This window comes from Nitrospiraceae bacterium (genome assembly GCA_019637075.1).
Classification (GTDB): Bacteria; Nitrospirota; Nitrospiria; order Nitrospirales; family Nitrospiraceae; genus JAHBWI01.
Map to the genome: position 1 here is coordinate 453,672 of JAHBWI010000001.1, position 12,588 is coordinate 466,259.

Genomic DNA, 12,588 nt, shown 5'->3' on the forward strand with positions numbered 1-12,588 from the left:
ACCCCCATCGGAAGGTTTCACGACATGAAGTTATTCGTCCCCGTGACCCTCGGCTATATGCTGTTGCTCGTGATCCTCGCCGTCGGTACCCCCGGCCTCGGTCTCTCCGGATTTCTCCTCGATCTGATCCCAGCCGATCGGCGCGACCAGGCCCACTTGCCCGCTTACGGCCTGTTGGCGTATCTCATCATGTGGGGCCTACGCCGCTCCGATTGGTCCCTCTCCGCATCGATCGCGACTGGTCTCGGCGTCACGTGCCTATTCGGCCTCTATACCGAACTGCTCCAAAGCCATGTCCCAGGTCGCGAAGCTTCGCTGGCCGACCTGCTTTCCGACGCCACCGGTGCCGTGGTGGCAAGCAGCCTGTTGCTCATTCAAGCATGGGCCATGCAACCCTCGTCGCAGCCGGTCCCGGCGCGGCGGTCCGGCCCGGCCCGTTCACGGAAAGGATTGTGGTCCCGATGAACCAAACGTTTCGAGAACGCCGCGCCCGCAGAATTCCCCTGCAGTGCCCCGTGTACTATTCCAACGGTCAGTTTCAAACCATCGGCGTCGCCGAGGACTTCAACAGCTCCGGCGGACGCATTCGCGGGAAAGAACTCGTCACGGTGGACATGGAGTTGGTCGTGATCATCATCCAGCCGACTCCGGAGATCCCGATACTGATCCGACGGGCTTCGGTGCGATGGGTCAGGGGATCTGACTTTGGGATCTCGCTTTCTTCGGTACCTCCCCAAGCGGAGGACGAACTGAAGTCCATGGCAAGGGTCATGCTACCGGGTCTGTGGTCCTGCCTGAACTGACCATGCCCTCTTGCACCACCTCCCCAAGAAGCCTACAATCAGGTCGGCGGATTTGCTTCGTGAAGGGACGTGGTGCTCCATGTTCTGGGAAACACGACATCCCGCGGACGACCCTATCAAGGCTTGCCCCCTCTGCGGCAAACGCCCATCCTCCGAACAGCGCCTGGTTCCGAGTCCCACGAAATTCTCCTGCCGCTCCTGCCGGACGACCGAGCCGATTTCGATTTGCGATGAGTGCCTGAGGACCTGGGCCGATTCGCTGAAGAAATCCCCCACCGCCCCTCCTCCTGCTTCTACGCTCCCGACGGAACTGCCCAAGCCCCCTGCCATCAAGGCGATCCTCGATGAATACGTCGTCGGACAAGACCGGGCCAAGCGCGTGCTGTCCGTCGCTGTGTACAACCACTACAAACGCATTCTGCACCGAGACCGCCTGACGAATGTCGAGTTGCAGAAGGGCAACATTCTGATGATCGGGTCCACGGGGACCGGCAAGACGCTTCTTTCCCAGACTCTCGCCAAAATTCTCAAGGTGCCCTTCGCAGTCGCGGATGCCACGACGCTGACTCAGGCCGGTTATGTCGGCGAGGATGTGGAAAACGTGGTCCTCAAGCTCTTGCAGAACTGCGACTACGACGTGCCGCTCTGCCAGACCGGCATCATCTACATCGACGAAATCGACAAGATCACGAGCAAGGCGTCGAATCCATCCCTTTCTCGGGATGTCTCCGGCGAGGGCGTGCAACAGGCGTTGTTGAAATTGGTTGAGGGAACGATCTGCAACGTGCCGCCCAAGGGTGGGCGCAAACATCCGGAGCAAGACTACATTCGCGTCGATACCACGAACATTCTTTTTATCTGCGGAGGCGCGTTCGTCGGGCTGGATCGCATCATCGAATCCCGCACCTCGGAGCGGCGCATGGGCTTCAGCGCCGAGGCGCCACAAGTTGTCACCGATGGGCATTCCGACCTGCTCGGGTTGGTCAAGGCTGAGGACCTGCTGAAGTTCGGGCTCATTCCTGAGTTCGTCGGCCGTTTCCCCGTGTTGACCACGCTGACCGATCTGGACGTGCCGGCATTGATCCGCATCCTGACGGAGCCGCGGCATGCGCTGGTCAAACAGTACCAAGCCCTCTTCGAACTCGACGGCGTGGACCTCCGGTTCACCGAAGGTGCCGTTAAGAGCGTCGCACGCCGCGCGGCCTTGATGAAGACCGGCGCCAGAGCGCTCCGTACCATTCTGGAAGATGTGATGTTGGATGTGATGTATGAGGTCCCGGCCCGAGAAGATGTGAAGACCGTGCTGATTACGGAGGACGTGATCGCCGGACTCGATCACCCCACCATCCTCGTTTGACGACTTCCCCTCGGCAGTCTCCTGCCTTTTCCCGTACTATCACCACAAACGAGAAGGACTGCCCCGCAGGACAGTCCTTCCAGTCATGCCGTCAACGGTCGGCTTCGGGGACACTCACACTTACGCGGCGTGCCGTACGCGGTCGTGATCGACGGCGGTATTGGACGCATGGGACACCGAACCGTGACTGCCGTGCAGCCGTTCGGAATCGGCTTCAGTCCCCATCGCCCAGGCCAACAGCCACACCAACGTGACGATCGTGCCCAATCCGATGATCTCGACCATGCTGCACCTCCTGCCGGCTCGTGCCTTCCGCAGTCGCCTCACCCTCGAGTCTATGCCGCCGCTCTGCTCCGGCTGCGGCCCTCCGCAGCTGGGAGCGCTTCCTGTCGATCATCTTCCTTATGTCGGGTCGCCGACTCGCTCTGCTTGGAATAGATGATCGCCATGGTGGCGAAGAACAGCATGACCAACGTCCCGACTCCGAGGACGATGCCCCAATATCCCCAGGACATGAATCACCTCCTGGTTGGACCGGCCGACGCCTTGACCTCGGCCGACTGACGGTCTCATCTCCGCACACCAGCCTATGCTAGCCGCTATCCCGTCATGCGATACAGACGCTGAAGGGTTTCCACCTTTTCGATTGCCAGGGCTTCCTCTTCCCGCCTGCGGGCCGCCATTGCCATTCCACCCCAAAACACAGCGACCAGGCCGGCAAAGGCTGCCGCCACATATCTGCCCGGAATGTCCTGCCACAGGCGCGGCTCGACCTCGGCCACCAACTCTCCTGCCCCGCCGCCTCCCATCGCGCCGTAGGCATCATTCGCCCGTACGGCCGCCATGGCCGCCGTCGCCAACTGATACTGGTTGAGACCACTAGCTTCCCCATAGGCTTCCTCCGCCAGCGCGACGCGGAGGAGCGCATGCCCGATCCGTTCCTGGTTGCTGCTCATTTGTTGATCTTCATCCAGCGCGGCCTGAACGATACTCTGCCCAAGGTAGGCTTGGTGGGTGTCTTCAAACGCCCGATGCATGCGATCGCCGTTCAGTTCCGCCGTACGGATGAGGTCACGATTGAAGTTCGAGACATGCTGATCCGCGGAGAGGATTCCCGCACGAATGCCTTGTCTCGTCCCATTGATGATCGAATGCCCCATAACCCACTGCATGCGCGCCGCATGGTCCGCCTCCATCGTGGCGGCACCGATCTCGACGACTCCGAGCGGGCTGAATGTCAGATCTTCCAGCCGCTGCTGCGCATTCTGCGCGCGTTTCAACTCCGCGAACGAACTCGCCAGGGTACGGGCGGTCTGACGCCCCAGCAACTCTTCATCGAGCATCGCCTGTCCGATGGCCGGCTGCAGCCATTGAATCCCGGCTTCGATACCGACCGGCGTCGGCGACGCGATCGCGATCGACTCGGTCTGCTGCCAGAAACCGTTGGTCGCCATGACCACGGCATAACCTCCCACCAGGGTGGCCACGAGGCCGATGGCTGCCATCACGTCTATGAGATCATGCTTGCGTCCCATGATGCCCTCCTTTGGGAATCGAGGCGTCCTGCCCGCGACTTCCACCCGGCGGCGTCTTGCCCGGTGTTTCAGCTCCGTCGGCAATACGGCACCCGCGTGACGGCGCCCACCGTTGATCAGAGCCACATCCGACGCTCGTGCCGGCCCCGTCCTCATCCACGCGAAGCGGTCGGATGCGGCCCCGGCTCCTTCCCGACGTTATGTCCCAGATCCCGGCGCGCCGACGCATACAGCAACTCCATCGCGAAAAACATCACCATGAGCAGCGCGCCGAGCCCAATCGCAATCGCCCAATTTTCCCAGGTCATGACCGGCCTCCCCTCCACTTAGGTCGTGGATCGATGCAGGCGTAACAACGTTTCCACTTTCCACATCGGCATGGCGTCGTCTTCGGCCCGCCGCCGCACGAGCGAGAGCGCGCCCACGAACAACGCAATCAAACCCAGGCAGGCCGCCATCAGATACCCGTAGTGAATGTCCGGCGTGATGCGAGTGTGGGCCACAGCGGGTCTGCCTTCGATCGCCTCCGCGTCGAACATCGCCAGGCGATCCAGGCGCTCCTGCAACGCATTGCTGCGAATGGCCGCCACCGTGGCGCTCGCCAATTGCGCCTGGTCGGCCGCCGTCGCCTCCTCATACGCAGCCTCGGCAGCGGCTTGCCTGATGACGGCGAGCGCGATCCGCTCCTGCGCCGCCGCGTCGAGCCTGGTCTCTTCCTGTGCCGACTCCACGATCATGCGCCCCAACATCGGCTGCCGGCCCGCCTCGAACTGTTCATCCATGCGGCGGCCCAGCGCCTCGGTCCTGCGAATCACCTCCGCATTGAACGCGCTTCCGTAATACATGGGCGAGAGGAGACCGCTGCGGACTCCACGACGGGTTTCATTCACGAGATTTCTGCCCATCACGTATTGGACTCGCACTTGGTGATCCGCCGCCTGCCCCATCGCGGTCAGCTCGGCGAGCGCCAGCGGACTCAGCAGCGTGGTGCTGATCCGTTGATAGTCCTCGATGGCAAGATCCAATTCTTCGGAGGCAGCCGACACTGTCGCCGCCGCATCGCGGTCGCGGATGAATCCGTCGACGATGGCCTGACCGAGAACTGGTTGGAGATACTGGATGCCGACGCTGAGGTCGGCAGCGGTGGCGGAGACCGAGACAGGAACCGGGGGTCGTTGCCAAAAACCGTCGGCCGCCGTGACGAGTAGATACCCTCCGAACAACGTGGCGGCCAATCCGACGGCCGCTAGAACGTCGACGACCTCGTACTTTCTGCCCATGATGCCCTCCTTTCGGATTCGGGCACGTCGGCACGCGGTTCTGGCACCACGCAGCGGCCTGCCGGAATCACCTCACCCTGTCGATACGCTAGGTCGGCAATCACGCGTCATTCCTCCTCATGTGAGTGTGATGGGGTTGGTCATGAGCCGTCCGCGCATGGCGCGCCATCGTCGGAACAGTGCGCGGAACGGCGCAACCGGGTGCGGCCCTGATGGTCAAATGCACTCGGCCGCAGTCCGGACATTCCTGAATGAGAATCCGCGCGCGGTGCGATGGAGCAGCGAAGGAATCAACCGTGATGTCGTGGTGATGGTGAAGGAAACCGGGAGTCGCTGGAGCCTGGGCACACCCATCGTGGTCGCACCGTCGGTCATGTTCGCCACGGAGGACCATGTGACCACCTGCTAGAGGGTGGTGCTGAAGAATGAGGGTAGTCTACGCCTGCCGGAAAAGGTGGTCAATACCGCGTGAAGCCGCGTGCGCCGCCGCTTCTGGAGGAGGGGTACCTCCGAGGACTCTGTTCGCCACGCTCGTCACGGAGTCAGGCAGGCGCCGGTGAGGATCCCGCACCCGATCGAGAGCAAGCCGAGCAAGACGCCCTGCGCGGTCACGCCATCTTCGATCCCTTTCGAAAGATCCGGGATGAACAGCCGCACCAGCGCATACACGGCAGCCTGCACCAGCCCCGCAATGAGTCCCCACAGGGTCAGTTCCAGCACGTTCGACGTGTGCGCGCTCACCGTCGCGAGCGCCAGGATAAATCCCAACAGCGCCCCGCCCAAGCTGCAGGCCGCGGCAACATTGCCGGCCCGGATCAGTGCAATCTCCCGATAGGGAGTCCAGTGCGTATAGGCCCAGGCGAACGCCGACAATAGTAGGAACGAGGCGACAAGGTGGAGCAAAAAATTCGGCACGGTCGCCAAGGTCTCGCTGAGTATGCTCATGACCTTCTTTTCTCCTTCGGCATGAAGTAATGCGGTGTGAAGCGGCTGCGGTTGTGTGTGACCCGGTCTCGATCCTCACGGATGCCGATGCCGGCCGGCTCGTCTCCGATCACCCAGGACCCGATGACCGGATGCCATCCGTCAAAGTGCGAAAGCGGTTGATAGGCCTGATACACGAAGCCTTCGGCGCCGTAGGCTCCTTCGGTTTCCGTCCGTCCGCTCGGCTCGACGATCGTCACGTTCGCACCCTCGCGCGACCAGAGCGGCTTGCGCACATACGAGCCGGTGAGCCGATCCGACTCGAGGTATGCCGGCAGCAGGTTGGGATGGTCCGGAAAGTATTCCCACAGGCACGCCAGGATCCCCTTGTTGCTGAGCAGCATCTTCCACGCCGGTTCAATCAGGTAGAGCGAAGCCTCGAGCAGGTGCGGCGCAAATGGTTCGTTGATCATCCACTCCCAGGGATAGAGTTTGAACAACGCTTCGATGCGATGGTCCGATTCATCGACGAATTCCCGCAGTCGCGGATCCCAGCCGATGCGATCAATCGCCACCGGTACCGTGCGGAATCCTGCCTGTTGCGCGACGTCTGTGAGATACGCCAGGGTTTGGGTATCCTCCTCGCTTTCCGACAGCCCCGTCAGGTGGAGCTCATCCGTCGACAGAGCGCTTCGCACCGTCTTCCAACGCTCGATCAGCCGCTCGTGGAGGCTATTGAATTGATCCGCGCCCGGCCGCGCCGCTTCCAACCAATGCCATTGCGCCACGGCCGCCTCCAGCAGCGCCGTCGGTGTATCGGCGTTGTACTCGAGCAACTTCGGCGGGCCGGTCCCGTCGTAAACCAGGTCCATCCGCCCGTAGAGATACGGTTCATCCTCCTCCCACGACTCGATGATTTCCTGATGCCAGACCGTCGGAATCCGCAACTGATCCAAGCGCCGGCCTGTGATGATGCGGCCTGCCGCCTCGCAGCAGCGTTCGTGCAACTCCGCCGTCGCCGATTCGAGTTCGTCCACCTCGCGAGGCATCAACTCATAGCAGGCATCTTCCGTCCAGTACCCGCCGTCAAGGCCATGAAAGGTGAACCCGATCTCCTCCAGTTCTTTCTCCCACTGGGGGCGCGGCGTCGAAGGTTGCCGTTGCATCAGCTATGCGCTCCGGAAAAGTGTCGTGAGGACTGGCCGAATCCGCCCCGGACGATTCCGGATGCTCGGCTGTTGCGCGGGACGTTCCGCAGCTCTTCGCCGGTGCGCCTGGCCCGGCCGTCGGGATCGATCGTGTACCCGCCTTGGGGGCCGTGGTAGCGGATTGAAGCATGGGAAGAGCCCGACGGAGCCGGCTCGCAGTCGGGGGCATTCCATTCCCGCAGACATTCTTCCCGACTCTGGTACAGGGGCCGATTGTCGGCAGCGTTGTCGCATCCCTGGGCGAACAAGACAGTGGTACCCAAGAGCACCAATCGCACATGGCGGGATCGTTTTCTGTTGGGCGATGCGTCGCTGTCCGGTGGCGTCATACCTGGGGCCGGTCTGATCGGCGCCATCTTAGCAGGTACGAGGATGCACGCAAAGCATCGAGAAGAGACCGACCTAGCCGGCCGGCCTAGCGACTGCACGCGGGCAACGAATGTTCGCAAATTTCAGAGAGGCGGCCGAATAAAGTCGGAGCGTCAGTGTACCGGTCGGTTTGGCAGGGGTCCAGCAGGCATGGGATTCGTCACAAGGTGCATACGGACGTACTCGAAGAAGTCGGGGAACTGCGGCTGATCCAGCGCGAGCGCGATGACTTTTTCTCCTCGCCCCCTCAACATAATCCATTCCGCTGCGTGGCGGGCCAACAGTTCCGGCGCAAACCCCGCCCATGCGAACAGTCGTTGGGTATTGAGGGTGACCAAAACCGTTACGGAGTCGGACGCCGCCCCGAACGCGAAGACGTACTGGTAGGCCAGCCGAAAGACGAGCTGCGGGCCGTCCGGTGCGACCACTCCACCGGAAGTGCAACGGGGACATCGTACATGAATGAGTCCCTTCCGTTCGTCGAAGCCATCCGGAAACCGGATGTTGTCCGGAACAACTACGGCGCCGCAGTTGGGTGTGGGACAGATCCGCGTCATGACTCCACTCACGCGACCAGGCATATAGACCTATTAGAGAGGCCGTTCAACCTAGGTGCCACCCTAGGTCGAACACCTGGGGTAGCGGGAGGTTCCCTGTAGGCCACGGAAGCCGCGGTTGAAACAACTCAACGGTTTCGTTAAGTTACGTGGTGATGACTCTCTCCAGGGGCCGCCTCATTCTGCTTGCCTGCCTCAGCGGCATTCTGTACCCCTTGTCCTTTCCAGCATTTGATCTTGGATTCTTGGCCTGGATTGCCCTCGTCCCTATGCATATCGCGATCGAGATGAGCGAGCCGCGCCGGGCCTTCCGAGCCGGCTGGTTGTGCGGGACCCTGGCCTTTACCGGTTCCATGTTCTGGGTCATTACGGCCATGAATGTGTACGGCAAAGTGCCGTTCGGAATCGCCATCCTCGTGATGCTCCTGCTCACGGTCTATCTGGGCCTCTACATCGCTCTGTATGCCGGTATCCTGGCATCGATCAGGAACGCCTGGCCAGGCTTCGGCCTGTTACCGGCTCCGTTTCTGTGGGTCGCGCTGGAACTCATCCGCACGTATTTTTTATCCGGCTTGCCCTGGTCCCTCTTCGGCTATTCGCAGTATCAATGGCTGCCGATCATCCAGATGGCGGACCACTTCGGGGTGTACGGCGTCTCGTTCCTGCTCGTACTCGTCAACACGGCGATAGCCGAAGGGCTGCTCTGGTCCGTCAAGGCATACCGGGGCTTTCAGATCCGATCCTATCCCTGGCCTTCCGCGGTGGCGGCGGGGTCTGCCTTCACGGTCGCGCTCATCTATGGCACGACCCTGCTCTCTTCGGCGGAACAGGGGCCGACTCGCACCATCTCCGTCGGCGTCGTACAACCGAACGTCGATCAAGCCCAGAAATGGGACGTTGCCTTCCGCCAGGAAACCATGAATCGGTACCAGCGCCTCACGCAGGGGCTCGGCGAGGACCTCGACTTGGTGGTGTGGCCCGAAGCGGCGACGCCGTTCGTCTTCGACATGGAGCCGCAATACCGCCTGCTCGTCACGGACATCGCGCAACGGGCTGGAGCGCCGTTGCTCTTCGGAAGCCCGGCCCTTCGCCGTTACCCGGACGGCCGTCCCTATTTGATGAACAGCGCCTACCTGCTCAGCACCGACGGGCAGATCCTGGGACGGTACGACAAGCAACATCTCGTCCCGTTCGGCGAATACATTCCGCTGCACAACTCGGTGCTCTTCTTCCTGGATAAGCTGGTAGAAGGTATCGGCGACTTCGAACCGGGCCCGGGCCCGACGCTGCTCATGTTCAAACCGCGCGAGAAATTACCTCCGATGGCGGCCGCAGCGACTGCGCCGGATTTCCATCTCCGATTCGGTGTCGTCATATGCTACGAGGTCATCTTTCCAGACCTCGTCCGCCGATTCTCCGCCAACGGCGCCGATTTCATGGTGACGGTAACCAACGACGCGTGGTTCGGTCCTTCCTCGGCCCCCTATCAGCATTTCGGCATGGTGGTCTTTCGCGCCGTGGAAAACCACGTGGCCTTTGCACGCGCCGCCAACACCGGCATCTCCGGTTTCATCGACGCCTACGGTCGCGTCACGGAAGCCTCGCCGATATTCACCCAAGGCGCATGGAAAGGGACCCTGACCGTCGGCCACCAGCAGACGTTTTACGCGCGATATGGTGATCTCTTTGCGTATGGCTGTGCTATAATCGCGGCGCTTTTGTGCCTCAAAGGGTTCTTCTTCCAGGGCTCCGAACCCGAGCCGGCCGGTGAGACGCCGGCCGGTCGCCCAGCTTGACCCAGAAAGGACCGTGCCATGTTGTTGGATGAAATTCGGACCCGTGTGCGAGCCGTCGGGGAATTGGTGGCGGAGTTACGGGGGCATCTTTGACCTCGATCGCATGACGACCGAACTGACGGAGCTCGACGAGAAGACCTCCCGTCCGGATTTCTGGAAAGACCCGCAGAGCGCCGCCAAACTCAATCGCCGCAAAGCCGTGCTCGAACGGGGACTGGCCCGTTGGCAGGAAACCGAGCGTCGCCACGGCGACATCGGCGCGATGCTCGAACTGGCCGCCGAGTCCGGCGATGATGAACTGGGGCAGGAACTCGCCACTGAACTGACTCGCCTCGAACAGGGCGTCGAACAGCAACGCATCGAGCTGTTGTTGTCCGGTGAGCGTGACGGCAGCAACGCCATTTTCTCGATCCACCCCGGAGCCGGCGGCACCGAATCCCAAGATTGGGCCCAGATGCTCTTGCGCATGTATGTGCGTTGGGCGGAGCGCAAGGGCTTCAAGGTCGAGACGCTGGATTTTCTCCCCGGCGAAGAGGCCGGTATCAAGAGCGCGACATTGTCCGTATCCGGCCCCTACGCCTACGGGTACCTGAAGGCGGAAGCCGGCGTGCATCGATTGGTCCGCATCTCCCCATTCGACGCCAACAAGCGGCGCCATACGTCGTTTGCCTCGGTCTTCGTCTACCCCGAGTTGGATGATGACGTCGAAGTCGTAATCGACGACAAGGACCTGCGTATCGATACGTTTCGAGCCGGCGGCGCCGGTGGGCAGAACGTGAACAAGGTCGAGACAGCCATCCGCATCACGCACCTTCCGACCAACATCGTCGTGCAGTGCCAAAACGAGCGGTCGCAATTGCAGAACCGGATGGGCGCGATGAAGATCCTCAAGGCGCGGCTGTTCGAGCTCGAACAGCAGAAGAAAGAAGCCGAGTTCAATGCGATCGTCGGCGAAAAGAAAGATATCGCCTGGGGCAGCCAGATCCGGTCGTACGTGTTCCAGCCCTATCAATTGGTGAAGGATCACCGCACGGGGCACGAGGTCGGCCAGGTCGCGGCAGTGATGGACGGAGATATCGACGGATTCATCGAAGCCTATTTGAAGCGCAAACTCGCGGGCGGCAAGGCACCGGAACCGACCGCGCTGAAGGATGAGGAACTCTAGCCGACGTCGCTCGTGAAGCGTGCAATGTATCTCGTACCCAAGACGGGCGAGCAATCATCGGGGCTCACTTCCCGCGCTTCACGAGAGACAAGAGACGAAAGACGACACCAATGGATGAACAGAACGATCAACGCCAACAGCGGATCAAGAAATTAGACCACCTGCGCCAGCTTGGCGTGGCGCCGTACGGGACTCGCTTCGAGGTCAAGGACCGCGCGGGCCAGTTGATCCGCGCTCACGGCGAAAAGGCCAAAGACGTACTCGAGCAGGAACAGATCGGTTGCACGATCGCAGGCCGCATCGTAGGCTTGCGACGATTCGGCAAGGCCGCCTTCGCCGTGCTGCAAGACGGATCGGACCGGCTGCAGGTGTATCTCAAGAAAGATACGCTGGGCGATCAGGCCCACCAGATCGCGGAGGGGCTCGACCTCGGCGATTGGATCGGCGTGACCGGCGTCCTCTTCCGCACCAAGACCAACGAGTTCACGGTCGAGGCCAAGACACTGACGTTCCTGAGCAAGGCGCTCCGCCCGTTGCCGGAAAAGTGGCATGGTCTCACCGACGTGGAGACGCGGTATCGGCAACGCTATGTCGACCTGATCGCAAATCCGCAGGTGCACGAGATTTTCGCCACGCGCAGCCGGATCATCACGGGCATCCGCGCCTTTCTCATCGAGCGAGGCTTCCTCGAAGTGGAAACCCCGATGATGCATCCGATCCCGGGCGGCGCCGCGGCCAAGCCTTTCGTCACACACCACAATGCCTTGGCTGCCGACTTGTACCTCCGCATCGCGCCGGAGCTGTACCTCAAGCGCTTGATCGTCGGCGGCTTTCCGCGGGTGTTCGAGATCAATCGGAACTTCCGGAACGAAGGCATTTCGACGATCCACAATCCGGAATTCACGATGCTGGAATTCTACGTCTCCTATGCGGACTACCACGACCTAATCGTGTTGACGGAAGAACTCGTCAGCCGCCTGGCGAAGGAAATCTTGGGAAAAACGACCATCGAGTACCAGGGAGCCGAGATCAACCTGGCCGCGCCTTGGCGGCGCTGGTCCTACCACCAAGCGATTCTCGAAGTGAACGGGCTGCCGGCCAGCGTCCTCACCAACCGGGATGAAGCCCTGGCAGCGGCCAAACGCCTAGGAGTGGAAGTGTCTCCGAAAGAGTCGCTCGTGAACATTTTGAATGAGATCTTCGAAGAAACAGTCGAGCCGAAGCTGCAGCAGCCGACGTTCGTCACCGACTACCCGATCGAGATTTCTCCGCTGGCTCGCCGCAAAGACAGCAACCCGGCACTGACCGACCGGTTCGAACTCTATATCGCAGGACGCGAGATCGCCAACGCTTTTTCCGAGTTGAACGATCCCCTCGATCAGCGCGAGCGGTTCGAAGCCCAGGCCAAGCAGCGCGAGGCGGGCGACGAAGAAGCCCACCTGGTGGACGAGGATTTCCTCCGGGCCCTCGAGTATGGGATGCCGCCGACGGCGGGCGAAGGTATCGGCATCGATCGCTTGGTAATGTTGTTCACCAATCAGGCCTCGATCCGCGATGTGGTCCTCTTCCCGCAACTTCGGCCGGAAAAATAAGG

The 12,588-nt window shown here is 61.5% G+C and carries 16 protein-coding genes; 7 read left to right on the forward strand and 9 right to left on the reverse strand.

The genetic code is table 11. The features are described 5' to 3' along the window. Nucleotides 1–24: 24 nt before the first annotated feature. The 3 genes from KF814_02145 (at nucleotide 25) to clpX (ending at nucleotide 2,160) form a co-directional block, all read left to right on the forward strand. Complete coding sequence (locus KF814_02145; protein ID MBX3234928.1) at nucleotides 25–465, forward strand: VanZ family protein; 441 nt, start codon at nucleotides 25–27, stop codon at nucleotides 463–465. Next, the gene (locus tag KF814_02150) at nucleotides 462–803 is read left to right on the forward strand and encodes a PilZ domain-containing protein (GenBank protein ID MBX3234929.1); all 342 of its coding nucleotides are present in this window, start codon (nucleotides 462–464) and stop codon (nucleotides 801–803) included. The genes KF814_02145 and KF814_02150 overlap by 4 nt, the downstream gene beginning before the upstream one ends. 79 nt (nucleotides 804–882) lie before the next feature. Next, nucleotides 883–2,160, forward strand: coding sequence for an ATP-dependent Clp protease ATP-binding subunit ClpX (gene clpX, locus KF814_02155; GenBank protein ID MBX3234930.1), 1,278 nt, complete (start codon nucleotides 883–885; stop codon nucleotides 2,158–2,160). A gap of 120 nt (nucleotides 2,161–2,280) precedes the next feature. Here clpX and KF814_02160 read toward each other — a convergent pair whose 3' ends face one another. The 5 genes from KF814_02160 to KF814_02180 all read right to left on the reverse strand — a co-directional run bounded on the left by KF814_02160 (nucleotide 2,281) and on the right by KF814_02180 (nucleotide 4,975). Further along, a complete protein-coding gene (locus KF814_02160) occupies nucleotides 2,281–2,445 on the reverse strand; it encodes a hypothetical protein (GenBank protein MBX3234931.1) in 165 nt (54 codons plus the stop codon). Between the two features lie 50 nt (nucleotides 2,446–2,495). Beyond that, nucleotides 2,496–2,675 carry a hypothetical protein gene (locus KF814_02165; protein MBX3234932.1) on the reverse strand — a complete coding sequence of 60 codons (180 nt, stop codon included), beginning with the start codon at nucleotides 2,673–2,675 and terminating at the stop codon, nucleotides 2,496–2,498. 84 nt (nucleotides 2,676–2,759) lie between these two features. After that, on the reverse strand, nucleotides 2,760–3,695 hold the full coding sequence (locus KF814_02170) for a hypothetical protein (GenBank protein MBX3234933.1): 936 nt from the start codon (nucleotides 3,693–3,695) through the stop codon (nucleotides 2,760–2,762). Nucleotides 3,696–3,847: 152 nt separating this feature from the next. Then, a complete protein-coding gene (locus KF814_02175; GenBank protein MBX3234934.1) occupies nucleotides 3,848–4,003 on the reverse strand; it encodes a hypothetical protein in 156 nt (51 codons plus the stop codon). Nucleotides 4,004–4,021: 18 nt separating this feature from the next. Continuing rightward, on the reverse strand, nucleotides 4,022–4,975 hold the full coding sequence (locus KF814_02180) for a hypothetical protein (protein MBX3234935.1): 954 nt from the start codon (nucleotides 4,973–4,975) through the stop codon (nucleotides 4,022–4,024). A 157-nt stretch (nucleotides 4,976–5,132) separates the two neighbouring features. Here KF814_02180 and KF814_02185 point away from each other — a divergent pair, with 157 nt between their 5' ends. After that, nucleotides 5,133–5,384 (forward strand): hypothetical protein, encoded by a 252-nt coding sequence (locus KF814_02185; protein ID MBX3234936.1) that lies wholly within the window; start codon nucleotides 5,133–5,135, stop codon nucleotides 5,382–5,384. A gap of 125 nt (nucleotides 5,385–5,509) precedes the next feature. On the opposite strand, the gene KF814_02190 is transcribed toward KF814_02185, so the two are convergent. The 4 genes from KF814_02190 to KF814_02205 form a co-directional block, all read right to left on the reverse strand. Further along, nucleotides 5,510–5,920, reverse strand: a complete 411-nt coding sequence (locus KF814_02190; GenBank protein ID MBX3234937.1) for a DUF350 domain-containing protein — start codon at nucleotides 5,918–5,920, stop codon at nucleotides 5,510–5,512. Next, nucleotides 5,917–7,065, reverse strand: a complete 1,149-nt coding sequence (locus KF814_02195; GenBank protein ID MBX3234938.1) for a glutathionylspermidine synthase family protein — start codon at nucleotides 7,063–7,065, stop codon at nucleotides 5,917–5,919. The genes KF814_02190 and KF814_02195 overlap by 4 nt, the downstream gene beginning before the upstream one ends. Beyond that, a complete protein-coding gene (locus tag KF814_02200; GenBank protein MBX3234939.1) occupies nucleotides 7,065–7,385 on the reverse strand; it encodes a hypothetical protein in 321 nt (106 codons plus the stop codon). The genes KF814_02195 and KF814_02200 overlap by 1 nt, the downstream gene beginning before the upstream one ends. Before the next feature lie 204 nt (nucleotides 7,386–7,589). Next, nucleotides 7,590–8,033, reverse strand: a complete 444-nt coding sequence (locus tag KF814_02205; GenBank protein MBX3234940.1) for an IBR domain-containing protein — start codon at nucleotides 8,031–8,033, stop codon at nucleotides 7,590–7,592. 269 nt (nucleotides 8,034–8,302) lie between these two features. Here KF814_02205 and lnt point away from each other — a divergent pair, with 269 nt between their 5' ends. The 3 genes from lnt (at nucleotide 8,303) to lysS (ending at nucleotide 12,586) form a co-directional block, all read left to right on the forward strand. Then, on the forward strand, nucleotides 8,303–9,829 hold the full coding sequence (lnt, locus tag KF814_02210) for an apolipoprotein N-acyltransferase (GenBank protein MBX3234941.1): 1,527 nt from the start codon (nucleotides 8,303–8,305) through the stop codon (nucleotides 9,827–9,829). A 21-nt stretch (nucleotides 9,830–9,850) separates the two neighbouring features. Beyond that, nucleotides 9,851–10,994, forward strand: a protein-coding gene (gene prfB / locus KF814_02215; protein ID MBX3234942.1) for a peptide chain release factor 2 whose coding sequence is annotated in 2 segments (ribosomal slippage) — nucleotides 9,851–9,919 and nucleotides 9,921–10,994 — 1,143 coding nt in all. Because the reading frame shifts where the segments join, the coding sequence is not laid out codon by codon here. 110 nt (nucleotides 10,995–11,104) lie between these two features. Next, nucleotides 11,105–12,586, forward strand: a complete 1,482-nt coding sequence (gene lysS, locus KF814_02220) for a lysine--tRNA ligase (protein MBX3234943.1) — start codon at nucleotides 11,105–11,107, stop codon at nucleotides 12,584–12,586. Nucleotides 12,587–12,588 lie beyond the last annotated feature (2 nt).

Excerpts from the sequence above, each read along its gene's own strand:
- KF814_02205 (MBX3234940.1), bottom strand. The coding sequence starts at position 8,033 with ATGACGCGGATCTGTCCCACACCCAACTGCGGCGCCGTAGTTGTTCCG.
- KF814_02165 (MBX3234932.1), bottom strand. The coding sequence starts at position 2,675 with ATGTCCTGGGGATATTGGGGCATCGTCCTCGGAGTCGGGACGTTGGTC.
- KF814_02170 (MBX3234933.1), bottom strand. The coding sequence starts at position 3,695 with ATGGGACGCAAGCATGATCTCATAGACGTGATGGCAGCCATCGGCCTC.
- lysS (MBX3234943.1), top strand. The coding sequence starts at position 11,105 with ATGGATGAACAGAACGATCAACGCCAACAGCGGATCAAGAAATTAGAC.
- KF814_02180 (MBX3234935.1), bottom strand. The coding sequence starts at position 4,975 with ATGGGCAGAAAGTACGAGGTCGTCGACGTTCTAGCGGCCGTCGGATTG.
- KF814_02185 (MBX3234936.1), top strand. The coding sequence starts at position 5,133 with ATGGCGCGCCATCGTCGGAACAGTGCGCGGAACGGCGCAACCGGGTGC.
- KF814_02190 (MBX3234937.1), bottom strand. The coding sequence starts at position 5,920 with ATGAGCATACTCAGCGAGACCTTGGCGACCGTGCCGAATTTTTTGCTC.
- KF814_02195 (MBX3234938.1), bottom strand. The coding sequence starts at position 7,065 with ATGCAACGGCAACCTTCGACGCCGCGCCCCCAGTGGGAGAAAGAACTG.
- KF814_02145 (MBX3234928.1), top strand. The coding sequence starts at position 25 with ATGAAGTTATTCGTCCCCGTGACCCTCGGCTATATGCTGTTGCTCGTG.
- KF814_02175 (MBX3234934.1), bottom strand. The coding sequence starts at position 4,003 with ATGACCTGGGAAAATTGGGCGATTGCGATTGGGCTCGGCGCGCTGCTC.
- KF814_02160 (MBX3234931.1), bottom strand. The coding sequence starts at position 2,445 with ATGGTCGAGATCATCGGATTGGGCACGATCGTCACGTTGGTGTGGCTG.
- clpX (MBX3234930.1), top strand. The coding sequence starts at position 883 with ATGTTCTGGGAAACACGACATCCCGCGGACGACCCTATCAAGGCTTGC.
- KF814_02150 (MBX3234929.1), top strand. The coding sequence starts at position 462 with ATGAACCAAACGTTTCGAGAACGCCGCGCCCGCAGAATTCCCCTGCAG.
- lnt (MBX3234941.1), top strand. The coding sequence starts at position 8,303 with ATGCATATCGCGATCGAGATGAGCGAGCCGCGCCGGGCCTTCCGAGCC.